General features: G+C 74.7%; 23 protein-coding genes. 6 read left to right on the plus strand and 17 right to left on the minus strand.

Going from position 1 to position 23,699, the window contains the following annotated elements:
• Positions 1-42: 42 nt before the first annotated feature.
• Positions 43-1,347, minus strand: a complete 1,305-nt coding sequence (locus AB0910_RS00625; RefSeq protein ID WP_366742274.1) for an NAD(P)/FAD-dependent oxidoreductase — start codon at positions 1,345-1,347, stop codon at positions 43-45.
• A 326-nt stretch (positions 1,348-1,673) separates the two neighbouring features.
• Here AB0910_RS00625 and AB0910_RS00630 point away from each other — a divergent pair, with 326 nt between their 5' ends.
• Entirely contained in the window at positions 1,674-2,123 is a 450-nt protein-coding gene (locus AB0910_RS00630) for a DUF5709 domain-containing protein (protein ID WP_366742721.1), read from the plus strand.
• 123 nt (positions 2,124-2,246) lie between these two features.
• Here AB0910_RS00630 and AB0910_RS00635 read toward each other — a convergent pair whose 3' ends face one another.
• Positions 2,247-2,765, minus strand: coding sequence for an ATP-binding protein (locus AB0910_RS00635; RefSeq protein ID WP_366742275.1), 519 nt, complete (start codon positions 2,763-2,765; stop codon positions 2,247-2,249).
• Positions 2,766-2,967: 202 nt separating this feature from the next.
• On the minus strand, positions 2,968-3,348 hold the full coding sequence (locus tag AB0910_RS00640) for a hypothetical protein (protein ID WP_366742276.1): 381 nt from the start codon (positions 3,346-3,348) through the stop codon (positions 2,968-2,970).
• 146 nt (positions 3,349-3,494) lie between these two features.
• On the opposite strand from AB0910_RS00640, the gene AB0910_RS00645 reads away from it, so the two are divergent.
• A complete protein-coding gene (locus AB0910_RS00645) occupies positions 3,495-3,875 on the plus strand; it encodes a VOC family protein (RefSeq protein WP_366742277.1) in 381 nt (126 codons plus the stop codon).
• A 148-nt stretch (positions 3,876-4,023) separates the two neighbouring features.
• On the opposite strand, the gene AB0910_RS00650 is transcribed toward AB0910_RS00645, so the two are convergent.
• From AB0910_RS00650 to AB0910_RS00670, 5 genes are all read right to left on the minus strand, one after another.
• A complete protein-coding gene (locus AB0910_RS00650; protein WP_366742278.1) occupies positions 4,024-4,557 on the minus strand; it encodes a type 1 glutamine amidotransferase domain-containing protein in 534 nt (177 codons plus the stop codon).
• A 101-nt stretch (positions 4,558-4,658) separates the two neighbouring features.
• The gene (locus AB0910_RS00655) at positions 4,659-5,045 is read right to left on the minus strand and encodes an SAV_915 family protein (protein WP_366742279.1); all 387 of its coding nucleotides are present in this window, start codon (positions 5,043-5,045) and stop codon (positions 4,659-4,661) included.
• Between the two features lie 143 nt (positions 5,046-5,188).
• Positions 5,189-6,280: an ABC transporter substrate-binding protein gene (locus AB0910_RS00660; RefSeq protein WP_366742280.1), complete on the minus strand. Its 1,092-nt coding sequence runs from the start codon at positions 6,278-6,280 to the stop codon at positions 5,189-5,191.
• A 170-nt stretch (positions 6,281-6,450) separates the two neighbouring features.
• A complete protein-coding gene (locus AB0910_RS00665; RefSeq protein ID WP_366742281.1) occupies positions 6,451-7,317 on the minus strand; it encodes an ABC transporter permease in 867 nt (288 codons plus the stop codon).
• The gene (locus AB0910_RS00670) at positions 7,307-8,122 is read right to left on the minus strand and encodes an ABC transporter ATP-binding protein (RefSeq protein WP_366742282.1); all 816 of its coding nucleotides are present in this window, start codon (positions 8,120-8,122) and stop codon (positions 7,307-7,309) included. Before AB0910_RS00670 ends, AB0910_RS00665 begins: the two co-directional genes overlap by 11 nt.
• A 223-nt stretch (positions 8,123-8,345) precedes the next feature.
• Between AB0910_RS00670 and AB0910_RS00675 the strand changes: the two genes are divergently transcribed.
• Together AB0910_RS00675 and AB0910_RS00680 are read left to right on the plus strand one after the other, a co-directional pair.
• Positions 8,346-9,974, plus strand: coding sequence for a sensor histidine kinase (locus AB0910_RS00675; RefSeq protein WP_366742283.1), 1,629 nt, complete (start codon positions 8,346-8,348; stop codon positions 9,972-9,974).
• On the plus strand, positions 9,971-10,666 hold the full coding sequence (locus tag AB0910_RS00680; RefSeq protein WP_366742284.1) for a response regulator: 696 nt from the start codon (positions 9,971-9,973) through the stop codon (positions 10,664-10,666). The genes AB0910_RS00675 and AB0910_RS00680 overlap by 4 nt, the downstream gene beginning before the upstream one ends.
• Positions 10,667-10,676: 10 nt before the next feature.
• Here AB0910_RS00680 and AB0910_RS00685 read toward each other — a convergent pair whose 3' ends face one another.
• From AB0910_RS00685 to AB0910_RS00715, 7 genes are all read right to left on the minus strand, one after another.
• Positions 10,677-12,569, minus strand: coding sequence for a glycoside hydrolase family 15 protein (locus AB0910_RS00685; protein ID WP_366742285.1), 1,893 nt, complete (start codon positions 12,567-12,569; stop codon positions 10,677-10,679).
• Positions 12,570-12,683: 114 nt separating this feature from the next.
• Complete coding sequence (locus tag AB0910_RS00690; RefSeq protein WP_366742286.1) at positions 12,684-13,928, minus strand: M20 family metallopeptidase; 1,245 nt, start codon at positions 13,926-13,928, stop codon at positions 12,684-12,686.
• A 2-nt stretch (positions 13,929-13,930) separates the two neighbouring features.
• Positions 13,931-14,974: a 2-dehydropantoate 2-reductase gene (locus tag AB0910_RS00695; RefSeq protein WP_366742287.1), complete on the minus strand. Its 1,044-nt coding sequence runs from the start codon at positions 14,972-14,974 to the stop codon at positions 13,931-13,933.
• Positions 14,971-15,807, minus strand: coding sequence for an SDR family oxidoreductase (locus AB0910_RS00700; protein ID WP_366742288.1), 837 nt, complete (start codon positions 15,805-15,807; stop codon positions 14,971-14,973). The genes AB0910_RS00695 and AB0910_RS00700 overlap by 4 nt, the downstream gene beginning before the upstream one ends.
• Positions 15,804-17,144 carry an MFS transporter gene (locus AB0910_RS00705; protein WP_366742722.1) on the minus strand — a complete coding sequence of 447 codons (1,341 nt, stop codon included), beginning with the start codon at positions 17,142-17,144 and terminating at the stop codon, positions 15,804-15,806. The genes AB0910_RS00700 and AB0910_RS00705 overlap by 4 nt, the downstream gene beginning before the upstream one ends.
• Before the next feature lie 2 nt (positions 17,145-17,146).
• A complete protein-coding gene (locus AB0910_RS00710) occupies positions 17,147-18,127 on the minus strand; it encodes a polysaccharide deacetylase (RefSeq protein WP_366742289.1) in 981 nt (326 codons plus the stop codon).
• A 332-nt stretch (positions 18,128-18,459) separates the two neighbouring features.
• Complete coding sequence (locus AB0910_RS00715) at positions 18,460-19,272, minus strand: MurR/RpiR family transcriptional regulator (RefSeq protein WP_366742290.1); 813 nt, start codon at positions 19,270-19,272, stop codon at positions 18,460-18,462.
• A 302-nt stretch (positions 19,273-19,574) separates the two neighbouring features.
• Here AB0910_RS00715 and AB0910_RS00720 point away from each other — a divergent pair, with 302 nt between their 5' ends.
• Positions 19,575-20,579, plus strand: a complete 1,005-nt coding sequence (locus AB0910_RS00720; protein WP_366742291.1) for an aldo/keto reductase family protein — start codon at positions 19,575-19,577, stop codon at positions 20,577-20,579.
• A 61-nt stretch (positions 20,580-20,640) separates the two neighbouring features.
• On the opposite strand, the gene AB0910_RS00725 is transcribed toward AB0910_RS00720, so the two are convergent.
• Positions 20,641-21,483, minus strand: a complete 843-nt coding sequence (locus tag AB0910_RS00725) for a DUF4232 domain-containing protein (RefSeq protein WP_366742292.1) — start codon at positions 21,481-21,483, stop codon at positions 20,641-20,643.
• Between the two features lie 169 nt (positions 21,484-21,652).
• Entirely contained in the window at positions 21,653-23,056 is a 1,404-nt protein-coding gene (locus AB0910_RS00730) for a serine/threonine-protein kinase (protein WP_366742293.1), read from the minus strand.
• 43 nt (positions 23,057-23,099) lie between these two features.
• On the opposite strand from AB0910_RS00730, the gene AB0910_RS00735 reads away from it, so the two are divergent.
• Positions 23,100-23,654, plus strand: coding sequence for a sigma-70 family RNA polymerase sigma factor (locus tag AB0910_RS00735; RefSeq protein ID WP_366742294.1), 555 nt, complete (start codon positions 23,100-23,102; stop codon positions 23,652-23,654).
• Positions 23,655-23,699 lie beyond the last annotated feature (45 nt).

The following is a 23,699-nucleotide window of genomic DNA, read 5'->3' on the forward strand; positions in this document are numbered from 1 at the left end:
CCGGCGCGCGGCCCGTCAGCGGCGGGTGGTGGGGGTCGGGCGTCACCGCGCCCTCGCGGGCTCGGGCGGCGATGACTCCAGGGGCACGGCGCCGGAGCGTACGAGGCCGAGCTGCACGGCCTGGCGCGGCAGCGCGGCGTCGAGCAGCCAGTCGGCCGCCACCCGTATCCGGTTGCCCGGCATGGCGGCCAGGTGGTAGCCGCGGGTGACGGCGCCGGCGAGGGGCCCGGCGAGCGGCACGCCGAGCGGGTTGGCCGCCGCCTGGACGCCGCCGAGGTCCACGACGAACCCGAGGTCGTCGTGGCGGTAGGCGCGCCAGTCGCCGAGCCCGAGGGACGCGGCGACGTTGCGGCCCGCGGCCTTGCCCTGCCGGGCGGCGTGCTGCGCCGTCATCGGGGTGTACTGCCCCGGCCGTGTCAGGTCGGGCACCGCGGCGGCGTCGCCGCAGGCGAACACCTCGGGCCTGCCGGGGACGGTGAGCCGCGCGTCGACGACGAGGCGGCCGCGCTCGACGGGCAGCCCGAGCGCCGAGACGAGGGGGTCGGGGCGCACGCCCACGCACCAGACGAGGGTGCGGGTGGGCAGGTGTTCGCCGTCGTCCAGGGTGATGCCGTCCCGGGTCGCCTCCGAGACGGACGTCCGCGTGCGGACCTCGACGCCCCGCCGCCGCAGGACCCGGTCGGCGGTGTCCGACAGGTGCAGGTCGAGCTCGGGCAGGACCCGCGGCGCGATGTCGAGCAGCAGCCAGCGCGGCGGGCCGCCCTGCCACCACCTGTGCCGCCTGCGGACGAGCGCGTCGGTGAACATCGTCCCCTGGGCCGCGACCTCGGTGCCGGTGTAGCCGGCGCCCACCACGGCGAAGGTGGAGCGTGCGGCACGCTCGCCGGGGTCGTCGGCCGCGGCGACGAGCTCTATCTGCCGGGTGACGTGGTCGCGCAGGTAGAGGGCCTCGGCGAGGCCGCGGAAGCCGTGCGCGTGCTCGGCGACGCCGGGGATCGGCAGCAGCTTGTTGACGCTGCCGACGGTCAGGACGAGCCGGTCGTAGCCGAGCGTCCCGCGGTGCCCCTCGGGGTCGGTGTAGCCGACCCGGCCCGCTTCGAGGTCGACGTGGTCGGCCGTGCCGAGCACGAGGCGGGCGCGGGGCAGGGTGCCCGGCAGCGAGACCGTCACCCTGCGGGGCTCCAGGATACCGGCGGCCACCTGGGGAAGCAGCGGCAGATAGAGGAAGTAGTCGGTCGGGTTGAGCAGGACGACCTCGGCGCGGTCCCCCACCTCGCGGGTGAGGGTGCGCGCCGTCTCGTACCCGGCGAAACCCGCTCCGACGATGACGATCCGCTGTCGGCTCACGCTCGGCTCCGGTGGTCGTGTCGTTCGCTTGGCGCCGCCCGCGGGAGCGCGGCCGCCGCGGGCGGCCTGCTCCCGGTGTCTCCCTGCGGACGGAACCACCGCGTGCCCAGGGGTGGCACGGGCAAACACACGCCCGGTCCGACCTGCGGTTTGACAGCGCACCGTTTGGTGGCAGCGTTGTCCTGGGAAGGGCCGGCGGACGGCCGGGCCCCGGGTGCGCCCGGGCGGGCGGCCGCCGTGGATAGTGCGGGCTGCGCCGGGTAGCCGGGCTGAACGCAATCGGACTCGACGAGGTGATCCACGTGACCGCGGACAACAGCGACCCCATGGCGGACGACGTCTACCAGCCCGACGCGGACGCCGACGTGACGGAGGACGAGGGCATCCTCGACCCCGAGGACACCCTCAACGAGAGCGAGCTCGACCCGTACGACCAGGGCTACTCGCCGCCGGAGAAGCCGCTCGGCGTGGAGTCGGACGGCACCACGGCTCAGGAGCAGCACGAGGGCGAGAGCCTGGACGAGCGGCTGGCCGAGGAGGTGCCCGACCCGCCGCTGCCCGGCGGCGACGGCATCGGCGACCTGGACGACGGCGACGGCGAGGTGCATGACGACGAGGTGGGCGCGGAACGGTCGGGCCGGCTCGTCGCGCCGGACGAGGGCGCGCACGCGGACGCGGAGAAGGACATGATCGCCGAGGACATCGGCATCGACGGCGCCGCCGCGTCGGCCGAGGAGGCCGCGGTGCACACGGTGGACGAGGACAGCGCGCTCTGACGGACGGCTGACGGCGGGCGCGGGCGTGCCCCGTACCCCCTGGGGTCCCTCGCTTCGAGGGCCCGCGGGGTGCGGGGCACGTGCCGTGCTCGGGCGGTGCCGCCGCCGTCCTGGTCCGCGGCGTCAGGCCGGTTCCGGGACGCGGGGTGCGCGGGGCGCGGGCTCCCCGGCGGCCGGCACCGGCTCGGCAGCGGGTTCGGCGGCGCGCAGGGCGGTGTCGACCGGCGTGGGCGGCACGGCGGGGACGCGCGGCTCGGACACGGGCGCCTGGACGCTGCGCGTGAACCAGACGACCTTGCCGTCCTCCGTCGGGCAGGTCCCCCAGCTGTCGCTGAGCGCGGCGACCCGGGCGAGTCCGCCGCCACCCGCGCTGAGCAGGCGCGGCATGCGGGGCCCGTCGTCGGTGACGGAGGCCGTCAGATGGCGGCCGCTCAGGCGCAGTTGGAGCACGCACCTGCTGGTGTCGCCGACATGGCGGTGGACGTTGGTCAGCAGTTCGTCGACACCGCGGCAGACCGCCGGTACGTGCGGACCGAGGTTCCAGTACCGCAGGTACGCGGCGACGATGCGCCGGACCTGGGGCACGCGCTCCTCGGAGACGTGCAATTCCAGCTCGTAGTGACGGTCGAGTGGAACTGTCATGGTTGAGGCTCCTCACAGCGAGGCCCACGTGCTTCAGACCGCGGACGGCCCCCGAGCACGAAGCGTGAGCAACAGCCACTTCTGGGTCACCCACAGCCTCGCCCCGCTGGGCCGAATGCGCAACACGATCACCCGGGCACACTCCGTGACCTGCGGCGGCGCGCCGACGCGGGGACCGGTCCCCCGGTCCCCCGTGCGGCGGTCAGCGGGTGGCGAGCCGCAGCTGGACCTCCTGCTCCTGGTCGCCCGACGAGGTGCCGACGATGCGCACGGCGAAGGCCGACTCCAGCGTGGAGCGCACGCCGTCGACGGCCTGCGGGCCGCCCTGGAGCACGGCGGTGACGGGCGCGCCGAGCGCCACGGGGCGCGCGTCGCCGTGCGGGGCCGCCGTGTCGAACGTCGCCGTCCAGACCGTGGTGCGGCCCTCGGCGCCCGCACCGCTCGGCGCGTCGTCGCGGTCGCGGTCGGAGGCGTAGGCGCTGTGCAGGACGCCGAAGACGGCCTGCGCGTCCTCGGGCGCCGGTCCTGTGAGTTCCACCGCCACCTCCGCAGCCGGGTGCGCGGAGGGCTCCGTGCTGGTCATGTGCTGACTCCTTCCGGTCGCCTGACCCGGGGGCCGTCCCCCGGACCAGGGCCGGGTACCCGGGGTCGGCCCGCGCAACCGCGGGCCGGGGCGCGGTGCGCCGCAGGGCCCTGCGTCCCGCCCGCAGCCGGGGGTAGACGGCAGCCATGACCGTCGCGAAGACCACCGTGCTCGTACTGGACGCCGCGGAACCCGCGGAACTCGCCGACTTCTACGCCGCGCTCCTCGACGCCGAGCCGCGCCCGGGTGACGACCCCGACTTCATCGAGGTCGTCGGCGAGAACGGGGTGCGGCTCGCCGTCCGCAGGGACCGCGGCTACGCGCCGCCGAGCTGGCCGCGCCCCGAGACCTCGCAACAGGCGCATCTGCGGGTCCTGGTGGACCGCGCCGACATCGACGAGGCGGAGCGCGAGCTGATCGCGCTCGGGGCCAGGCCGCTGGACACCAAGGACAACGGCGGCCCCCGGGACACCCGGATCTACTCCGACCCCGCGGGCCACTCCTTCACCCTGGCCGTACGGATGTGACGGCCGTACGGATGTGACGCGGCGCGGAGGGGGCGGGACCGTACCGGTGCGACCGGCGGGGTCCAGGGGTCCGACGGGTCGGTGTGCCGCCGTACGGCGGCCCCCGGGGCCCGGCCGCTGCCGGGCCCCGCGCGCTGCGGGGCGCGCCTCAGCCGCCGAGCTGGGTGACGAGCGCCTCGCAGAAGGCCGGCAGGTCCCCGGGGTTGCGGCTGGTGATGAGGGGGCTCGGCGCCGCCGTGCAGACCACGACCTGCTCGTCGACCCAGGTGCCGCCCGCGTTGCGGATGTCGGTCTGGAGGCTCGGCCACGAGGTGAGGGTCCTGCCCCGCACCCGGTCGGCCTCCACGAGCGTCCACGGCGCATGGCAGATGGCGGCGACGGGCTTTCCCGCCTCGAAGAACGAGTCGACGAACGCGACGGCGCCCTTGTCGGTGCGCAGGAAGTCGGGGTTGGCGACGCCGCCGGGCAGCACGAGGCCGTCGTAGTCGTCCACGGACGCCTCGCCGACCGTGCGGTCCACGGGGAACGTGTCGGCCTTGTCGAGGTGGTCGAAGCCCTGGATGCGACCGGCTTCGGTCGAGACCAGATGGCGTTCGCCGCCCGCGTCGCCGACCGCCTTCCAGGGCTCGGTCAGCTCGACCTGCTCCACGCCCTCCGGAGCCATCAGAAATGCGACTCGCATGTGTGTCACGTCCTTTCCGCTCGCACGGGAATCCCGGGCCGGTGGGCCCGAAAGCTCCGTGTGCCCAGCGCGGCCCTTCTCACACCGCGGCGCGAGAGGGGTCAGGACGCGCCGACGCGCCCGGCCGGCAGCGCGGGGCCGCCCGCGCGGCCGGTGCGGAGGACCTGCGCGGCGACCGGGAGGGGCGCGGCGACCGGCGCGGGCCTGGGGGCGGCGAGCTGCGGGTCGACGGTGAGGGCGGTGACCCCGAGGGGCAGGGCGAGGGCGCGCAGCGCCGGCTCGGCGAGCCTGATCCACGGCCGGTCGGCTCCGAGGGTGGCGGCAAGCAGCCGCGGTGAGGTGAACGCGACGGCCGTACGGCCCCCGAGGGGGGTGCGGAACAGGCGCAGGCGGTACCCCGTGCCGTCCGGCAGGACCGGTACGACGAGGGTTCCCGCCGGCCCGCTGGGCGCGGGCGCGGCCTCTTCTGCGCTGGGCAGCTCCGGCATGGGGTCACTCCTGACGGCGGGCGGGACGGCCCTGCCGCCCGTGGGGACCGGCGTCCGTCAGGACCGGCGGGGTGCCGGTCCTACGATATGCCCCTTGGGCGGCACCCGGTGCCGTCCCCCGGCGCCCCGCCCCGGGGACGGGCTCAGTCGTCGGACGACGGCGCGGTGTCCTTCACGAACTCCGTGGTGTACGTCTTCTCCACGTCGACGTCCACGTTCTGGAGGTTGGGGTCGAAGGTGGACAGGACGCGCTTGACGGTGGAAGGGCCGTCGGGCGGCATCACGCCGTCGGTGGTGAACATCGGCAGGCTGTTCTTGACGGCCTGCGCGTAGAGCGCCCTGCCGCCGCCCTGCTGGTAGTCGGCGGGCATCTTCGCCGCGATGTCCTCGGGGGTGTGGGAGGCCATCCAGCGCAGGGTGCGCACGAAGGCGCGGGCCAGCCGGTGCACGGTGTCCTTGTGGCCGTTCACCCACGCGGTGTTCATGTAGAGGCTCGACGAGGGGTAGAGGCCGCCGAGCGCGGCCCGCGACCCGTCGGGGGTGCGCAGGTCGACCAGGACGGATCCCGCCTTCTTGTCGAGGATGGTCGACACGGTCGGCTCGGTCGTCATCCCGGCCTGGATGGAACCCTGCTGGAGCGCGGAGACGAACGTCTGGCCCGCGCCGACCGCGACGGGGGTGAACTCGCTCGTCTTCAGCCCGCCGTGCACGGCCAGGTACTTGGTGAGGAAGTCGGTGGACGAGCCGAGCCCGGTGACGCCCAGCTTCTTGCCCTTGAAGTCCTCGGGGCCCTTGATCTCGTCTGCCGCCTTGGTGGAGACGACCTCCACCTCGCCGGGCGCCTGCGCCAGCTGCACGACCGACTCGACCTGCTTGCCCTTGGCCTGGAGGTCGAGGGTGTGGTCGTAGAAGCCGACGGTGCCCTGGACGTCGCCCGAGACGAGGGCCGTCTCCGCCTGCACCCCCGCGGACTCGGTGAGCAGCTGCACGTCCACGCCCTCGTCCTTGAAGTAGCCGAGGCGCTGGGTGAGCATCGCGGGCAGGTAGATGACCTTGTCGAGGCCGCCCACCATGATCTTCACCTTGCCCGCACCGCCCGCCGAGTCGGACGAGCCGGAGGCGTGGTCGGCGCAGCCGGTGAGCGCGGTCAGGGCGAGGACGCCGGTGAGGGCGACAGCGGCCCGTGCCGCGCGGGTGGCGCGGCGGGTCGGGATACGCGGGGTCGGAGCACGCATGGGAGGTCACGTCCTTGTGAGGTGCGAAAGCCTGAAGTGTGGTGCCTGCGGATGGCGGGGTTGTGACGGGCCGGCGGGAGGTGTGCGGCGGCGGTGTGCGGGTGTGGCGCACGCGGCGCCGGCCGCCGTCCGGTGCACGGGTGACGCGGGCGGCCGGTGGGGCGCGCGGGTCAGCGGCCGTCGCCCGGCTCGGCGGGCTTCCAGCGGAAGAGCCGCCGTTCCAGGAAGGTCAGCAGCCCCTCGGCGAGCAGCGCGACGACCGCGAGGATGACCATCGCGGCGTACACGCCCGCCGCGTTGAAGCTGCCCTGCGAGGCGGAGACCAGCAGGCCGAGGCCCTTGGTGGCGCCGATGTACTCGCCGACGATCGCGCCGATCAGCGCGAACCCGAAGCTGACGTGCAGGCTGGTGAAGATCCAGGAGGTGGCGGAGGGGATCACCACGCGGTAGGTGACCTGCCGGTTGCTCGCGCCGAGGATGCGCGCGCCGTCCACCAGGCGGCGGTCCACCTCGCGGGCGCCCTGGAAGGCGTTGAAGAAGACGGGGAAGAACACGAGGACGACCGCGGAGGCGATCTTGGAGGCGGGCCCGAGGCCGAACCAGATCAGGAAGATCGGGGCGAGCACGATCCGCGGCAGCGCGTTGAGCACCTTGATGTACGGGCCGAGTACGTCGGCGAGGAAACGGACGCGGCCGAGCGCGATGCCCAGCACGACCCCGCCGAACACCCCGGCGAGCCAGCCGAGGAGCGCCTCGTAGAGCGTGTACCAGATCTGCTCGGCGAGGGAGCCCTGCGCGGTGCCCTCGGTGGTCCACGCCCAGATCTGGGACCAGATCTTCGACGGCATCGAGAAGTTGAAGGGGTCGATGATCCCGGCGCGGGCGAACCACTCCCACAGGCCGAGGACGGCCACAAGGACCAGGACGCGTACGGACTGCACCAGGCGGCCGCGGCGGCGCGCGGCGCGCGCCCTGCCCCGGGTGCGGGCGCCGTCCGGGGCGGCGGACGGCGCGGCGAGAGCGGTCTCAGGCGGCATGTCCCGCCCCCCTCTCGCGGGTGATGCGGACCTCTTCGCCGAGCGAGGACCAGATCTCCCGATAGATGTCGGTGAACTCCTTCTCCAGCCGCACCTGTTCGACCTTGCGCGGGCGCGGCAGGCCGATCTCGAAGACCTCCTTGACGGTGGCGGGCCCCGCCGTCATGACGACGACCTTGTCGGCGAGGGCGATGGACTCCTCCAGGTCGTGGGTGACGAAGACGACGGAGGCGCCGGTGCCCGACCACAGGTCGAGGAGCTCGTCGGACATGAGGGCGCGCGTCTGCACGTCGAGCGCGGAGAACGGCTCGTCCATCAGCAGGATCTCGGGGTCGCCGACGAAGGTCGCGGCGAGGGCGACACGCTTGCGCTGCCCGCCCGAGAGCTGGTGCGGGTAGCGGTCCTCGAAGGCGCCGAGGCCGACCCGGTCCAGCCACCGCCTGGCGCGCTCGCGCGCCTCCGCCTTCGGCACGCCGCGGAAGCGGGGGCCCGCCATCACGTTCGACAGGACGGTCCGCCAGGGGAAGACGGCGTCCTGCTGGAAGACGAAGCCGACGTTGTCGGGAATGCCGCGCACGGGCTCGCCGCCGATCAGCACCTCACCCTCGGTGGGTTCCGTGAGGCCGCTGACGAGGGTCAGCGTGGTCGACTTGCCGCAGCCCGTGGGGCCCACGACGGCGACGAACTCGCCGCGGCCCACGGTCAGGTCGAGGTCGCGTACGGCGGTGTGCGGCATGCCCGAAGGGGTGCTGAACACCTTGCTTGCGCCCCGCAGTTCGATGGCGGGGCCGGTCCGACTGTCCATGGCGCCAGACGGTAGGAGCGGGGTGCGGCGCGCGGGAGCCTTGTTCGCACTACCGGCGTTGTGCGCACAAGCCGGTGTTCTGCCCGTTCTGCTCACCGCGCGGCGGACGAATCCGGGAGAGGGGCTGGGCAGCGGGCCCGCCCTCGGTCTACCGTGCGGCGACGCGGGCGCGGACGGCCCGCGTCGCCGGCGGGGCCGCCGGTGGCACGGACGGAGGAGTCGCATGCGCATCCGCTGGCCGCGCCGTGTCTTCGCCCAGGTACTGCTGGTCCAGCTGGCCACCACGACCGGGGTGCTGATGCTGGTCACCGGCCTGTTCCTGGCGCCGCTGAGCCGCCAGCTCGACCAGGGCTCGATGCGGCAGGCGCTGTCCATCGCGCGGACCACAGCGGCCGAGCCCGGGCTCGGGCGCCTGCTGGCCACCACGGCGCCGAGCGCGTCGGGCCCGGTGCAGGCGGAGGCGGACCGGATCAGGCGCTCCACGGGCGCCCTGTACATCGTGGTGATGGACCGGCGCGGTGTGCGCTGGTCGCACACGGACACGGCCAGGATCGGCGAGCGGGTGTCGACGGACCCGAGCGGCGCGCTCGCCGGGCGGGACGTGATGGACATCGAGCGGGGCACGCTCGGCCTCTCCGCGCGCGGCAAGGCGCCGCTGCGGGACGGCAGCGGCCGGGTCGTCGGGGCGGTGTCGGTGGGGATCGCGTACGGCAGCGTGCGGGACGAGCTGGTGCGGGCGGTGCGCGGGCTGCTGCTGTACGCGGGCGCGGCGCTCGCCGCCGGGGCGCTGGCCGCGTACGCCGTCTCGCGCCGGCTCCAGCGCCGCACGCACGGGCTGGCGTTCGCGGACATCTCGGCGCTGCTCGACGAGCGGGAGGCCATGCTGCACGGCATCAGGGAGGGCGTGGTGGCGCTGGACGGGCGCGGTCGGATCCGGCTCGTCAACGACGAGGCGCAGCGGCTGCTCGGGCTCGGGCAGGACACGGCGGGCCGGCGCCTCGACGAGGTGCTGCCGCCGGGCCGCACGGCCGACGTGCTGGCGGGCCGGGTCGCGGGCGCCGACCTGCTGACCGTCTCGGGCGACCGGGTGCTCGTCGCGAACCGGATGCCGGTACGGGACGGCGGCGCGGTCGTCACGCTCCGGGACCGTACGGAACTCGAGCTGCTGGGACGGGAGCTGGACAGCACGCACGGGCTGCTCGACGCGCTGCGGGCACAGGACCACGAGCACGCCAACCGCCTGCACACGCTGCTCGGGCTGCTGGAGCTCGGGCTCTACGAGGAGGCGGCGCAGTTCGTGGCGGACGTGTCGCAGGCGCACCGGGCGTCGGCCGAGCAGGTCGCCGAGCGGGTGCGCGACCCGCTGCTCTCCGCGCTGCTCGTGGGCAAGGCCGCGATCGCGGCCGAGCGGGGCGCCGTGCTGCGGATCGCGCCCGCGACGCTGCTGCGGGAGCGCGTGGTGGACCCCAGGGACCTGGTGACGGTGCTGGGCAATCTGATCGACAACGCGCTGGACGTGGCGCGCACGGTCGAGGTGGAACTGCGCGCCGAGGGCGGGAGGACAGCGGTGGTGCGGGTGAGCGACGACGGTCCCGGGGTGCCGCCCGCGCTGCGGGAGCGGATCTTCGCCGAGGGCTGGACGACCAAGAGCTCCCCCGCGCACCGGGGGCGCGGGCTCGGGCTCGCGCTGGTACGGCGGCTCGCCCAGCGGTACGGCGGGATGGCGCGGGTCACGGCGCGTGCGGGCGGCGGCGCCGTGTTCACGGTGGTGCTGCCCGAGGCGCTCGCGCCTGACGCCCCCGCGACCGGGGCGGAGCGGGGCGGGGTGCGCGCGTCGGGAGGCGGGAGGTGATCGAGGTGCTCGTCGTCGACGACGACTTCCGGGTCGCGGAGATCAACGCCGCCTATGTGGCCAGGGTCCCGGGCTTCCGGGTCGCGGCCCGCGCCCACACGGCGGCGCAGGCGCTGATGACGCTGGAGCAGCACCGCGTCGACCTGGTGCTGCTCGACCACTACCTGCCCGACGCGCCGGGGCTCGCGCTGATCCGGCGGATGCGGCAGGAGGGCCACCACGCCGACGTGATCATGGTCACGGCCGCGCGCGACGTGGCGACGGTGAGCGCGGCGATGCGCCACGGCGCGCTCCAGTACCTGGTGAAGCCGTTCAGCTTCGCCGGGCTGCGCGCCAAGCTCGAAGGCTACGCGGCGCTCAGCCGCACCCTGGACGCGGTCGGCACGGGCGGCGGCGAGGCGGGCCAGGAGCAGGTGGACCGGATCTTCGGGGCGTTGCGGCCCCCCGAGCCCGGGGGCGGCCCGCTGCCGAAGGGCCACTCGGCGCCCACCGCGGACCTGGTGCGGCGGGTGCTCGGCGAGGCGTCGGCGCCGCTCTCCGCCCAGGAGGTGGCGGAGCGCGCGGGCATCAGCCGCTCGACGGCGCAGCGCTATCTGAAGGTGCTCGAACGGGCGGGCCGGGTGACGCTGACGCTGCGCTACGGCGACACGGGCCGCCCCGAGCACCGCTACGGCTGGGCCCGCAGGGGCTGAGCCGCAGCGCTCAGCCGTCGAGGTAGCGGTCCAGGTTGATGGCGGAGCTGATCAGCGCGAGGTGGGTGAAGGCCTGCGGGAAGTTGCCGAGGTGCTCGCCGTTGAGCCCGATCTGCTCGGCGTACAGGCCGACATGGCTGGAGTAGGTGAACATCTTCTCCAGGGCGAGCCGCGCCTCCTCGAGCTGTCCGGTGCGGGCCAGCGCCTCCACCCACCAGAACGAGCAGATGGAGAAGGTGCCCTCGGTGCCGTCGAGCCCGTCGGGTGCCTGCTCGGGGTCGTAGCGGAAGACCAGGCTGTCCACGACGAGCCGGTCCCGCACGGCGTCGAGCAGGTCGAGGAAGCGCGGGTCGGTGGGCGCGACGAACTTGACCATCGGCATCAGCAGCAGCGAGGCGTCGAGGACCGGCGCCTCGGGCACCGGCGAGCCGTCCGCGATGCGCTGGCCGAAGGTGCGGGCGCCCTCGTGCCAGCCGTGTTCCATGATCTGCCGGTAGACGGCGTCGCGCACCGACGTCCAGCGGTTCAGGTCGCCCGGCAGGCCGCGCCGGCGGGCCACGCGGATCATGCGCTCCACCGCGACCCAGGTCATCAGCCGGGAGTACGTGTGGTTGCGGCGGCCCGCCCTGGTCTCCCAGATGCTCTCGTCGGGGCGGTCCCAGTGGTCGAGGAGCCATTCCAGGATGGTGCACAGGTCGGTCCACGCCTCGTGCGAGATGCCGGAGCCGTACTTGTTGAACAGGTAGACGGAGTCGATGAGTTCGCCGTAGATGTCCAGCTGGACCTGCCCGGATGCGGCGTTGCCGACCCGGACGGGCGCGGAGCCGCGGTAGCCCTCCCAGTGGCCGAGCTCCTCCTCGGAGAGGTCCGCGTGGCCGTCGATGGAGTACATGACGCGCAGCGGCCCGCCCTCCGCGCCCCGGCAGGCCCGCCGGAGCATGCGGGTCAGCCAGCCGATGAACGCGTCGGCCTCCTCGGTGAAGCCGAGGCGCAGCAGCGCGTAGAGGGAGAAGGCGGCGTCCCTGATCCACACGTAGCGGTAGTCCCAGTTGCGCGCGCCGCCGATGCGCTCCGGCAGACCGAGCGTGGGGGCCGCGACGATGGCGCCGGTGGGCTCGTGGGTCAGGAGCTTGAGGGTGAGCGCGGAGCGGTGGACCATCTCACGCCACCGGCCGGTGTAGGCGGACTGCCGCAGCCAGCCGCGCCAGAACCGCACGGTCTGCTCGAAGAGTTCGTCGACTGCGGCGGGGTCGGCGCAGGGCACCGGCGCCCCGGGGGCCGCGGGCGCGGGCCCCGGTTCGAGTACGAACAGCGCCGTGGCGCCCATCTCCAGGGTGAAGCGGGCGGCCGCGTCGTCGCCCTCCACGTCGAGGGGGACGGTGGAGCGCAGGGTGAGGGCGAGGTCGTCCGAGGTGAAGCGGACGCCGTCGTCGAACCGTTCGGTGCGGTGCCGGCCGCGGCCGTAGTCGAAGCGCGGGGCGACCCGCACGGCGAGGTCGACGGAGCCGCGCACGTTGACCACGCGCCGGGTGAGCCGCTGCACGTGGCCGGGGTCGTGGGGGCGGACGACCGGCATGAAGTCGTGGAGCTCCACGATGCCGGTCTCGGTGTGCATCCGCGTCACGAGGATGTTGGTGTCGGGGAAGTAGAACTGCCGCCGTTTGACGGGTCCTGGGCAGACGGTGGTGATGTCCCAGTGGCCGCCCCCGCGCGCGTCGAGGAGCGCGCCGAAGACGCTCGGCGAGTCGAATCGCGGTGTGCAGAACCAGTCGACGCGGCCGCCCGTCGTGACCAGCGCGGCGGTCCGCAGGTCCCCGATGAGGCCGTGCTCGCTGATCGCCGGGTAGTCGTCCGCCGCGCCTCCGTGCCCGCCCGCCGGGGGCGTGCGCTCCGTCGCCTCCATCCGGGCAGTGTCTCGCAGGGCGGGGCGGCCCGCATCCGGCGGCGCCGAATGCGGGCCCCCTGCCCGGGCGGTGCGGCCGGGCGCGCGGGGCGGGCGCCCGGCCGCACCCGCGGCTCAGGCGGCGGTGCCGGAGGCCGCGGCGGGCTGTCGCAGGCCCGCGGCCACGGCCGGGTCGGCGAGGGCGGAGAGCACCCGGGCGGCGACCGCCGTGCGCTCGGTCATCCCGGCGATGCTGATGTGCTCGTCCCGGGCGTGGGCGCCGGCGCCGACCGCGCCGAGGCCGTCGAGGACGGGCACGCCGAGCGCGGCGACGAAGTTGCCGTCGCTCGCGCCGCCGACGGCGCACTCGCGCAGTTCCACGCCCTGTTCCGCGGCGCACGTCCTGGCGAGTTCGAACAGCCGGGCGATGCCGTCGGTGCGGGCCATGACGGGCCGGTTCCAGCCGCCGGTCAGGGCGAGCGAGGCCCGCGGGTCGTGCGGCCGCAGCGCGGCGAGCGCCCGGTCGACGCGCTCGGCCTCCGCGCTGTCGGAGACACGGATGTCCAGGTCGGCGACGGCGCGCCCCGCCGCCACGTTGGGCCGGGTGCCGCCGGTGAGCACGCCGACGTTGACCGTGGTCCCCGCCGCGGTGTCGGTCAGGGCGTGCAGGGCGAGCACCGCCCTGGCGATCTCGTCGACGGCGCTGACGCCGTTGGCGGGGTCGAGTCCCGCGTGCGCCTCCACGCCGGTCGCGGTGACACGGAAGAGGCCGACGCCCTTGCGTGCGGTCTTGACCGCGCCGTCGGCCGACGCCTCGAAGACGAGGGCGGCGGGCGCTTCGCCCGCCTCGGCCTCGATGACGGGGCGGGAGCCCGGGCTGCCGAGCTCCTCGTCGCCGTTGAGCACGAGGCGCAGCGGCGGCCTCGGCAGGCCGAGCGCGTCGAGGGCGCGGAGGGCCCACACGGCCTGGACGAGCCCGGCCTTCATGTCGAAGACGCCGGGCCCGGTGGCCGTGTCGCCGTCGAGGGCGAAAGGACGCTCGGCGACGGTGCCCTTGGTCCACACGGTGTCGTAGTGGCACAGCAGCGCGACGGGCGGCGCGCCGTCGCCGTGGCCGGTGCGGGCCCCCGGCCAGTCCAGGACGAGGGTGTCGCCGTAGACGCCGCCGTCGGCGCGGCGGCGGGCCGCGGGGGTGCCGAGCGAAGCGGTCAGCCACTGTTCGAGGCCCGGCAGGGCGGCGTCCAGGCACTCCTTGTCGTCGCTCGGGGTCTCCGTGTCGACGTAGCGGGCCAGTTCGGCGACCATGTCGTCGCGGTGGGAAGCGACCCAGGCGGTGAGGTCGGCGGGGGTCGCTGCGGGGGTGCGGGGTGCGGTGTTCACGGTCACTTCCGGGGGGTGGCGGGGTCGTACAGGTCGGTCAGGTTGGCCGGGGCCATGGGGCGCTCCCCCGACTCGACCTCGGCGAGCAGGGTGAGCAGGCGGCCGAGCAGCGGCACGGGCACGCCGTGCCGGGCCGCGGCCTCCCGCACGGGCCGGTAGTGGTGGTGCACCTCCACCGGCCGGTGGCGCACGGCGATGTCGCGCCAGATGCCGCTGCGGTCCTTGGCCTGGCCCGCGAGCCATGCCACGAGGGTGTCGGTGGCGCGCTCGCGCAGGTCGCGGGGCGCGCCGGGCAGGTAGGCGGCGGGGTCGTAGGCGTCGAAGGGTTCGAGACCGTGCCCCTCGGCGGTGGCGACGGCCTCGACCTCGGCGGCGAGCGCGTACATCAGGGGCCTGTGGACGTCGATGACACGGGCCATCGGCGCGTCGACCAGCGCGGTGGCGGTGAGCATCGTGCCGAAGGCCAGCTTGGACCAGAGGTATCCGGAGACGTTGCCGGTGGCGCGGGCGGGCCCCCAGGCGGCGAGGTCGGCCACGAGGGCGGCGACCCGCTCGCTCGGGGAGCCGTCGAGCTCCCCGACGACGAGGGCGCCCGCCCCGCCGTCCTGCACGACGCCGGGCGCGACCACGTCGGCGAAGAGGTTGACGAACGCGCCCACGGTCCTGTGCGCGCCGACCCGTTCTGCGATGAGCCCTTCGTTGAGGCCGTTCTGGAGGGAGACGACCCAGCCGTCGGGGGCGAGCCGGGGGGCGAGCCAGTCGGCCGCGGCGGCGGTGGCCTGCGCCTTCACGCACAGCAGCACCCGGCGCGGGGTGTGGTCGAGCGCGTCGGGTGTGGTCGCTGCGACGCGCACCGTGCGCTCGCCCCGCGGCCCCCTGAGGGTGAGTCCACGCTCGCGCAGGGCCGCCACATGGGCGGTGTCCGTGTCCACGACGTGGACGGTGTGCCCGGCGTCGGCGAGATGGAAGGCGAGGGTGCCGCCGATGGCGCCGCAGCCGACGACGGTGTACTCGGCGCGGGGCCCCGCGGCCTCGGGGGCGCTCATGACACCGCCTGCTCACGGTCTGCGCCCGCCTGGGTGCCGGAGAGTCCCGGCCAGTGGCGCGGCAGCGTCGTGGTGCCCGCGGACGCGCCCCCGTCGAGGCGTACGACGGAACCCGTCATCCAGGACGCCTCGGGGCCCGCGACCCAGCGCACCGCGCGCGCGATGTCGGCGGGCTCCCCCGGGCGGCCGAGCGGGTTGACGGAGACGGCGGCCGCGTACTCCTCGGTGACGGGGTTGACGGCGCTGTCCACGGTCACGAACCCGGGCGAGACGGCGTTGACACGGATGCCGTGGGGCCCGAACTCGACGGCGCAGGAGCGCGTCAGCATCTCCAGGGCGGCCTTGGACGCGCTGTAGTGCGCGGCGCCGAAGCGGGCGCGCAGCGCGGCGCCCGAGGTGATGTTGACGATCGCGCCCGGGGTGCCTGCGGCGGTCAGCAGGCGGGCGAGGGCGGCGCTGGTGAGCATCGCCGCGCGGACGTTGACGTCCTGCACGCGGTCCCAGAGCGCCGCCGTCATCTCGGCGAGGGGCACGGCGGGGTAGATGCCGGCGGCGTTGACGAGCACGTCGGGCGGGCCCGCGAGGTCCGCGGCGCGGCCGACGAGCGCGGCCGCCGCCTCGGCGTCCGCGAGGTCGGCGGGGAGCGCGCGTGCGGTGCCGCCGTACTCGCCGAGGCGCGCCACCAGCCCGGTGAGCGCGGCGGAGGGCAGGTCGCTCGCGGTGACGGTGCAGCCCTCCTCGGCGAAGGCGGCGCACACGGCGGCGCCGATGCCTCCGGCGGCGCCGGTGACGAGGACGTGCCGGCCAGGGGGCGGCTCGGCGTGGGGGCTCATGCGATCTCCTTGTTCTTCGTCTCGGGCATGGCGGTGTAGACGATCACGCCGACGAGTGCGGCGGCGGCCAGGTAGAGCCACACCAGGTCGCGGTGGCCGCTCGAACTCATCCAGGTGGTGAGGTAGGGGGCGGTGCCGCCGAAGACGGCGACGGCCAGCGCGTACGGCAGGGCGATGCCCGTGGTGCGCACCTCGGGCGGAAACTGCTCGGCCATGATGACGGCACAGTTGGCGGAGTAGCCGACCAGCAGGACGATGCCGACGAGCTCGACGCCGAGCAGGGTCCAGAAGTTGTCGTCGAGCACGTGGAACAGCGGCCACGCGAGGACCAGGAAGCCGCCCGCGAAGGCGGTCATGGTGGCCTTGCGCCCGATCCGGTCGGAGAGCATGCCGCCGAACGGCAGCAGCACGATGAACACCGCGAGGGAGAGGGTGTTGGCGAGCAGCGCCTTGTTGAGCGGCATGCCGGTGGTGACGTGGACGTACGACGGCATGTAGCTGACCCACAGGTAGTAGATCAGGGTGCCCGCCACCGTCACGCCGACCACGCGCAGCGCGGCGCGCGGGTGCTGCACGAGCATGGCGCGCAGCGGGTTGGCGCGGGGTCCCTCGGCGCGTTCGAGGCGCTGGAAGGACTCGGTCTCCTCGACGTGGGTGCGCAGCCAGAGTCCGACGAGGCCCAGCAGGCCCGCCACGGCGAAGGCGATCCGCCAGCCCCAGGTGTCGAGGGCGTGGTCGTCGAGGGTGCTGGTGAGGATGGTGCCCATCAGGGAGGCGATGAGCGTGCCCGCGCCGACGGACACCTGCTGCCAGGAGCCGGCGAGGGCCCGCCTGCCGGGGGCCGCGGACTCGATGAGGAAGGCGGAGGAGGTGCCGAACTCGCCGCCGGCCGAGAAGCCCTGCACGAGCCGCGCGAGCACCAGGACGACGGGGGCGCCGACGCCGATGATGGAGTAGCCGGGGCACACCGCGATGACGAGGGCGGCGCCGGCCATCATCGAGATGGTGAGGGTCATGGCCTTCTTGCGGCCGTGCCGGTCGCCGTAGGCGCCGAGGACGGCGCCGCCGACGGGACGCATCAGGAAGCCCACGGCGAAGACGGCGAGCGTCGAGAGCAGGGCGGCCTCCGGCGCGTGCGAGGGGAAGAACGTGCCGGCGAACACGGAGGAGAACGTCGAGTAGACGGCCCAGTCCACCCACTCGACGGTGTTGCCGACGGCGCCGGCCCACAGGGCGCGGCGGCGCCGTGCCGCGGCCTCCCTGTCCCCGGGGCCGGGCGCTGCGGTGTGTTTCGCGGATGCCGGCGGTGTGCCGGGGGGCGTGGCGTGCTGCGTCATCGTCATGGCCCTTCGTGAGCTGCGGTGCGCGGGGCGGATGGTGTGGTGCCTGCGGGGAGCCCGGCCTGCGCGGCCACGTGGCGGGCGAGGTCGGCGTGGGTGGTGAACCAGACGCCGGGGTGGGCGGAGATGTGGTCGAGCAGCTCGGCGAGTACCGGCAGCCGGGAGCGGTGGCCGATGAAGTGGGGGTGCATCGTCAGCTGGAAGACGCCGCCCTCGCGGTACGCCTGGTCGAACTCGTCGCGCCAGATGCCGAGGACGGAGCGCGGCGGCGTGTAGGGGCGCAGCCCGGTGTAGCGGTCCATGTTGAAGTAGGGCGCATCGTCCCTGATCCACTCGACGGGGATCTCCACGACGCCGGTGGCCTCGCCGTCGGCGAGGAGTTCGTACGGGTCGTCGTCGGCCATCAGGGACGAGTCGTAGAGCAGGCCCATCTCGCGGGTGATGGCCAGGGTGTGGTCGGAGAAGTCCCAGGACGGCGTGCGGATGCCGACGGGGCGCTGCCCGGAGACGCGCTCCAGGGTGTCGGCGCTGCGCAGCTGGAGCTCGCGCTCGGCCGCGGGCGGCAGCTGCATGTTGCGCTCGTGGATCCAGCCGTGGATGGCCACCTCGTGGCCGCCTTCGGTGTAGGAGCGCGCCTCGCCCGGGTGGAGCAGTGCGGAGACCGCGGGCATGAAGAAGGTGGTGGGCGCCTGGTGCCGGTCGAGCAGCCGGAGGATCTTGGGGACGGCGACGCGGGAGCCGTACTCGCCCTGCGCGAGCTTGCCCGGGCGCACCTCGCCGTCGCGCAGGGACGGCGTCTCGTGGTCGGAGTCGAAGGAGAGGGCCACGGCGACGCGGGCGCCGCCTGGCCAGGACGCCGGGACCAGGGAGCGGCCCGCGCGCACCCGCTCGACGTGGCCGCGCCAGGTGGGCTCGTCCCACTGCCAGGGCTCCCCGGCCGTCTCCGGGGCTTGGGGGGTGCGGGAGGGTTCGTCTGCCATCGTGGTCTCCTGGTTCGTTCGGCCGCCCGGCCTCGCCGGGGCGCGCGGGCGCTTCCGGTGCGCCGTCGGGGAGGGGCGCCGGGCGCGGGCGCGGTACCGCGCCGGTGTGCGGGGACGCCCGGGTGCGGCGGCGCCGCTCTCCGGGTGCGGCCGCGGTGCGGTGGTGGTGTGTGCAGTGGTGGTGTGTGCGGTGGTGCGGTACGGGTGTGGTGCGCTGGTGCGATGCGGGTGTGGTGGTACGGGGGGTGGTGTGTGCGGTCGGTGTGCCGGTGGAGGCGTGCGGGGACGCTGGGTCCACGGTGGCGGGCGGGCCCCGCGCCGGGCCAGGGACTTCAGCCCTCGAAGATGTCCATCTCCCGGCTGAGCCGTTCGCCGGCCTCCAGCCGGTCGGAGCCGAGGTGGCCGACGACGCCGAGGGTGAGCGCGAGGCCGAGGCTGACCGCGGCCGTGGTCGACGGCAGCCCGCCGGGCGCCTTGCCCGAGATGCGCAGGACCAGCTCGGCGTCCTTGGCGAGCGACGGGCTGCCGTCGTCCGTGACCAGCAGGACCGGCACACCCCGTGCGGCGAACATCCGGCCGATGTCCGCCGTGCTGCGGGTGTAGCGGCGGAACGTGAAGGCGATGAGCAGGTCGCCGGGGCCCACGTCGAGCAGCGGCTGGTAGTCGTGCAGGATCGAGGAGTTGACCCCGCGGACTCCGTCGCGGACCCGGGCGAGCGAGAAGGCGAGCGCCGCGGCCGACGACTCGGACGCCCGGCCGCCGAGCACCCAGACGGTGCCCGCGCGGGCGATCATCCGGGAGGCGGCGTCGAGCACGTCGTCGGGCAGCTCCCTGAGCTGTTCGAGGTTGCGCGCCTCGCGTTCCCAGACGCGCGCGTATCTCCCTTCGCCGCCGGTGGGCGCGGTGGGCGGGGCGAGCACGGCGCGCAGGTCGCCCCGTACGCCGTCCTGGAGGTGCGGGTATCCGTCGAACCCGAGGCGCTGGGCGAAGCGGGTCACGCTCGCGGCGCTCACCCCGAGCCGGTCGGCGATCTCGGCGGCCCGCAGGAAGGGCACGTCCTCGATGTGTTCGAGGAGGTGGTCCGCGATCAGCCGGTCGGTGCGCGACAGTCCGGAGGAGCACGACGCGATGCGTTCTGCCAGCACGGTTCCTCCGGGAGCTCGGTGGTCGCAGGAGGTGGGGGCTCTTGCCGCCACACCTGCAATCTCGATTTCAGTTGCCGGAACCTTACAAGCAGTCTTGCGGAATGGGAAGGGGGTGCGTCGCCCCGGGAAATTCCCGGAGGCCGACGCCCCGAAAGCGCCCTGACCGGCCGGGATACCGGCCGGTCTGCCACGGTGGCCACCGTACGTAACCGGCGGGGAACACACTCGTAACAGGACAAGCCGGAAGTCTCCCGCAGGCTGCCCCTTCTGCCGTGGTGACAGCCGAATTAAGGTGATCACCCATGGAATACCGTCACCTCGGGCGCAGCGGCCTGCGCATCAGCGAAATCTCCTACGGCAACTGGCTCACCCACGGCTCCCAGGTGGAGGAGGACGCGGCGACCGCCTGCGTGCGGACCGCCCTCGACTCGGGCATCACCACCTTCGACACGGCCGACGTGTACGCGGGCACCCGGGCGGAGTCCGTGCTCGGCCGTGCGCTGAAGGGCGAGCGCCGCGAGGGCCTGGAGATCTTCACCAAGATCTACTGGCCCACCGGCGAGGGGCAGAACGACCGCGGATTGTCCCGCAAGCACATCAGGGAGTCGATCGACAACTCCCTGCGCCGCCTCCAGACCGACTACGTGGACCTCTACCAGGCCCACAGGTTCGACCTGTTCACCCCGCTGGAGGAGACCATGTCGGCCTTCGCCGACGTGGTGCACTCCGGCAAGGCCCACTACATCGGCGTCTCCGAGTGGACCGCCGACCAGATCCGCCGCGCGCACGCGCTCGCCACCGAGCTGCGGATCCCGCTCGTGTCGAGCCAGCCCCAGTACTCGATGCTGTGGCGGGTCATCGAGGGCGAGGTCGTGCCGGCGTGCGAGGAGCTCGGGCTCGGCCAGATCGTCTGGTCCCCCATCGCGCAGGGCGTCCTGACCGGCAAGTACGAGCCGGGCAAGCAGCCGCCCGCAGGGTCGCGGGCGACCGACGAGAAGGGCGGCGCCAACACCATCAAGCGCTTCCTGCGCGACGAGGTGCTCGAGCGCGTGCAGCAGCTGAAGCCGCTGGCGGACGAGGCGGGCCTGTCGCTCGCCCAGCTCGCCGTCGCCTGGGTGCTGCAGAACCCGAACGTGGCCTCGGCCATCGTCGGCGCCTCCCGCCCCGAGCAGGTCACGGAGAACGTGAAGGCCGCGGGCGTGCGGCTCGACGCCGACCTGATGGCGAGGATCGAGGCGATCGTCGGCCCCGTCGCGGTCACCGACCCCGGGCTGACCCGCCAGCAGGTGCCTGCCGCCCGCCCCTGACCGGCCAAGGCCCCGCCGGGCCCGGCGGGGCCCGTGCGCCCCGCCGGGCCCGGCATACGGGTCAGCGGCTGGTGCCCGAGGGGGTGCCGGGGCCCGTGCGTGGCTGGAACGGGCCGACGTGCGGTGCCCCCGCGGCCGGCGGGTGCTCGCTGACCGGGCCGCCCTTCCAGGACACCGTGAGGTACGCCGTCTCGTCCGGCGGGGTGATCCTTACCTCGGCCGGGGTCGCGGTCCTGCCGCCCACCACGCCCGGGTTGGGGAAGCCGAGCGCGGCCCAGGCGCTGTGCCCGGGTGCCAGGCGCACCGTCTGCTTCTGGCCGCCCACGCGCTGCGGGTCCTGCGTCACCTGGCGGCCCGAGGAGTCGACGAAGGCGAAGCCGGGGAAGCCGTGGACCGTGCAGGTGCGGCCGGAGGTGTTGGTGAGCACCAGGGCGTAGTTCTCCTGGCCGGCGCCCGGGTCCTCAGGACCGACGGACGCCCGCAGCTGCGAGGTGTGGCAGCGGGAGACGCCCGCGGGCGCCGCGGCGGTCCTGCCGCCGTCCGCCGCGCGGGCGCCGACCGAAGCGGAGGGCGCGGGCGAGGCCGTCCCTGCCGTCGGCGCCCCGGAGTCCGCGCTGTCCGCCGCGCCGGCGGTGGACGCCGGGGGCGCGGCCGCCGTCTCCGGCGTCCCGGAGGCGGTCCCGGCGTCCGTGCCCGTGGCAGGCGCCGCGCTCCCGCGGTCCGCCGCGGGCCCCACGCTGCCGCGCGGCGTCCCCGGCGCCCCGGCGCCGCAGCCCGCGAGGGCCACCCCTGACGCCGCCACCAGGGCCACGGCGGCCGCCGCGCACCGCACGCGGGGGCGGGTGCGCCCGGTGCCGGGTACCGCCGTCCGCCCCCGCTCGCCCTGCTCAAGGTTGCTGACCATGCCTGCCATCCCGTCCGCCCGCGCTCCCCGCGGCCCGCGCACCCGTGCGCGGGCCGTCCTGCGCGTGCACCAGATCCGATGACGGCGGGGCCGGAAAAGTTCACGCCCGTTCCGGCTCCCCGGCCGTGCCCGCCGCGCGGGACGGCGGGCAGTGCTCCGGGTACCCCCCTCAGGCCGTCACGTGCAGGCTGCGCAGGATACGGTCGGTCGTCGCGCCGGAGTCGTCCCCGCTCCCCCGCCTGACCTGCACGTACACCTCCGGCGGGCGGCCGTCGGACGGGGCGAGCGCGACCTCGTCGAGCGCCCGGCCCGACGTCCCGCAGGACGTCCAGGTGCGGACCGTGCCGCGCCATGACGCGTCGGAGAACGTACGGCTTCCGTCGTACGTGCACGCCTTGTGGTGCACGGCCCCGACCTTCGCCGCGAGGTCCTTCGCCGTCCCGCCGTAGGCGCCGACGAAGACGCCGCTGACGTCGGTGCCCAGGTCCGGCCAGTCGCCGACGTCCTGCGCCACGGTGAGCCCCGGCTGGTGGCCGCCGCTGAGCCCGAGGCCCTTCGGGTCCCAGCCCGAGTCGACGAGCTGGCGGCCCCAGGAGCGCGGCACCGCGACGCTGACGCGTCCGGTGGCGTCCGCCACCCGCTCGGTCCTCGGACCGCCGTCGTGGCGCAGCAGCGCGGCCGCGGCGGCTGAGCCGCCGCCCGCCACCACGACCAGGGCGGCGACCCCGGCGAGCACCGTGCGGGTGCGGCTGCGGCGCCGCGGCCCCGCGCCCGGCGCTGCGGGACGGCCGGCCAGCCGGTCGAGCTCGTCCGCGAACGCGGCGGCCGTGGGCCAGCGCCGCTCGCGGTCGGGCTCCATGGCCCGCAGCACCGCGCGCTGCACGTCCTTCGGCACGTCGGGCCGCACCTTGACGGGCGGCAGCACCTTGCCTGGCGGGCCCGGCACCGAACCGGTGACCAGGTGGTACAGGACCGCGCCCAGGCTGTAGACGTCGGCGCGTGCGTCGATGCCGTCGAACGGCTCCGCCTGCTCGGGCGCCATGTACCCGGCGGAGCCCGCGACGACGGTGAGACCCGAGGCCTGGGCGAGGTTCTTCGCGAGGCCGAGATCCGCGAGCAGGACCCGCTCCTGGCCCTCGCCGCCGCTCGCGAGCAGGACGTTCGACGGCTTGATGTCGCGGTGCACGATGCCCGCCTCGTGCAGGTCGGCCGCGCCGCGGGCGGCCCGCGCGGCCAGCGAGAGGGACTCGGCGAGGGCGGGCGCCCCGGCGGTGAGCCGGTCCTCCAGCGTGCCGCGGTCCGCGTACTCCATGACGAAGTAGGGCCGCTCGTCCGGCAGCTCCCCGACGTCGAAGACCTGGACCACTCCGGAGGACGTCCCCTTGCGCAGCAGGCGGGCCTCCGCGAGGAAGCGCTCGCGCACGTCCATGCGGTAGGCCCAGTTGTCGGCCATCACCTTGACGGCTACGGGGGCGTCGAGGCGGTCGTCGTGGGCCAGCCACACCACTCCGAAAGCGCCTGTGCCAAGGCGTCGTTCGATGCGGTAGCGGCCGATCAGCTCTGGTCGGGACATGTGGTTATCATGCCCGGGTGACCGAGCGACCCGTGCAGACCCCGTGACCGACAACGACGACACCGAGGCCCTGGCGGCCCGTGCGGCCGCCGGCGACGACGCGGCACTCGACCACCTGCTGCGCGGGATCAGACCCGAGATCGTACGGCGCTGCGGCCGGTTCCTGCCCTTCAGGGAGGATGCGGAGGAGGCCGCGCAGGACGTCCTGCTCCAGGTGTCGAGGAACATCCGGCGCTTCGAGGCGCGGAGCAAGTTCAGCACCTGGCTCTATACGATCGTTACGAACTGCGCGCGCCAGAAGTACCGCGAGCTCAAGCGCCGGGCGGCGGAGCACCCCCTCCCCGACACCGAGGCTGCGGGCCCCGACCCGCGCACCACCAGCGTGATCGCAGGCTCCCGGCTCGACCTCCTGGACGCCCTGGAACGGCTGGAGAAGGACAGCCCGCACCTGGTGGCGCCGCTCGTCTACCGGGACATCTGCGCGATGGATTACGCGGAGATCGCGGAGCGTACGGGCATCCCCGTGGGCACCGTGAAGTCCCGCCTGCACCACGCCCGCAAGCAGATCCGCCCCTGGCTGCTCGGCGAGCGCCCGTAGCACAGCCCGCGCGCCCCGACCGTCCGCGCCGTCCACCGACAGGGG

Origin of the sequence: Streptomyces sp. NPDC047002 (assembly GCF_040704505.1) — a bacterium.
Taxonomy (GTDB): Bacteria; Actinomycetota; Actinomycetes; order Streptomycetales; family Streptomycetaceae; genus Streptomyces.

Bases quoted from the DNA above. Each gene is read 5' to 3' on its own strand.
- AB0910_RS00630 (WP_366742721.1), top strand. From the start codon at position 1,674: ATGGCGGACGACGTCTACCAGCCCGACGCGGACGCCGACGTGACGGAG.
- AB0910_RS00635 (WP_366742275.1), bottom strand. From the start codon at position 2,765: ATGACAGTTCCACTCGACCGTCACTACGAGCTGGAATTGCACGTCTCC.
- AB0910_RS00640 (WP_366742276.1), bottom strand. From the start codon at position 3,348: ATGACCAGCACGGAGCCCTCCGCGCACCCGGCTGCGGAGGTGGCGGTG.
- AB0910_RS00645 (WP_366742277.1), top strand. From the start codon at position 3,495: ATGACCGTCGCGAAGACCACCGTGCTCGTACTGGACGCCGCGGAACCC.
- AB0910_RS00650 (WP_366742278.1), bottom strand. From the start codon at position 4,557: ATGCGAGTCGCATTTCTGATGGCTCCGGAGGGCGTGGAGCAGGTCGAG.
- AB0910_RS00655 (WP_366742279.1), bottom strand. From the start codon at position 5,045: ATGCCGGAGCTGCCCAGCGCAGAAGAGGCCGCGCCCGCGCCCAGCGGG.
- AB0910_RS00660 (WP_366742280.1), bottom strand. From the start codon at position 6,280: ATGCGTGCTCCGACCCCGCGTATCCCGACCCGCCGCGCCACCCGCGCG.
- AB0910_RS00665 (WP_366742281.1), bottom strand. From the start codon at position 7,317: ATGCCGCCTGAGACCGCTCTCGCCGCGCCGTCCGCCGCCCCGGACGGC.
- AB0910_RS00670 (WP_366742282.1), bottom strand. From the start codon at position 8,122: ATGGACAGTCGGACCGGCCCCGCCATCGAACTGCGGGGCGCAAGCAAG.
- AB0910_RS00675 (WP_366742283.1), top strand. From the start codon at position 8,346: ATGCGCATCCGCTGGCCGCGCCGTGTCTTCGCCCAGGTACTGCTGGTC.
- AB0910_RS00685 (WP_366742285.1), bottom strand. From the start codon at position 12,569: ATGGAGGCGACGGAGCGCACGCCCCCGGCGGGCGGGCACGGAGGCGCG.
- AB0910_RS00695 (WP_366742287.1), bottom strand. From the start codon at position 14,974: ATGAGCGCCCCCGAGGCCGCGGGGCCCCGCGCCGAGTACACCGTCGTC.
- AB0910_RS00700 (WP_366742288.1), bottom strand. From the start codon at position 15,807: ATGAGCCCCCACGCCGAGCCGCCCCCTGGCCGGCACGTCCTCGTCACC.
- AB0910_RS00705 (WP_366742722.1), bottom strand. From the start codon at position 17,144: ATGACGCAGCACGCCACGCCCCCCGGCACACCGCCGGCATCCGCGAAA.
- AB0910_RS00710 (WP_366742289.1), bottom strand. From the start codon at position 18,127: ATGGCAGACGAACCCTCCCGCACCCCCCAAGCCCCGGAGACGGCCGGG.
- AB0910_RS00720 (WP_366742291.1), top strand. From the start codon at position 19,575: ATGGAATACCGTCACCTCGGGCGCAGCGGCCTGCGCATCAGCGAAATC.
- AB0910_RS00725 (WP_366742292.1), bottom strand. From the start codon at position 21,483: ATGGTCAGCAACCTTGAGCAGGGCGAGCGGGGGCGGACGGCGGTACCC.
- AB0910_RS00730 (WP_366742293.1), bottom strand. From the start codon at position 23,056: ATGTCCCGACCAGAGCTGATCGGCCGCTACCGCATCGAACGACGCCTT.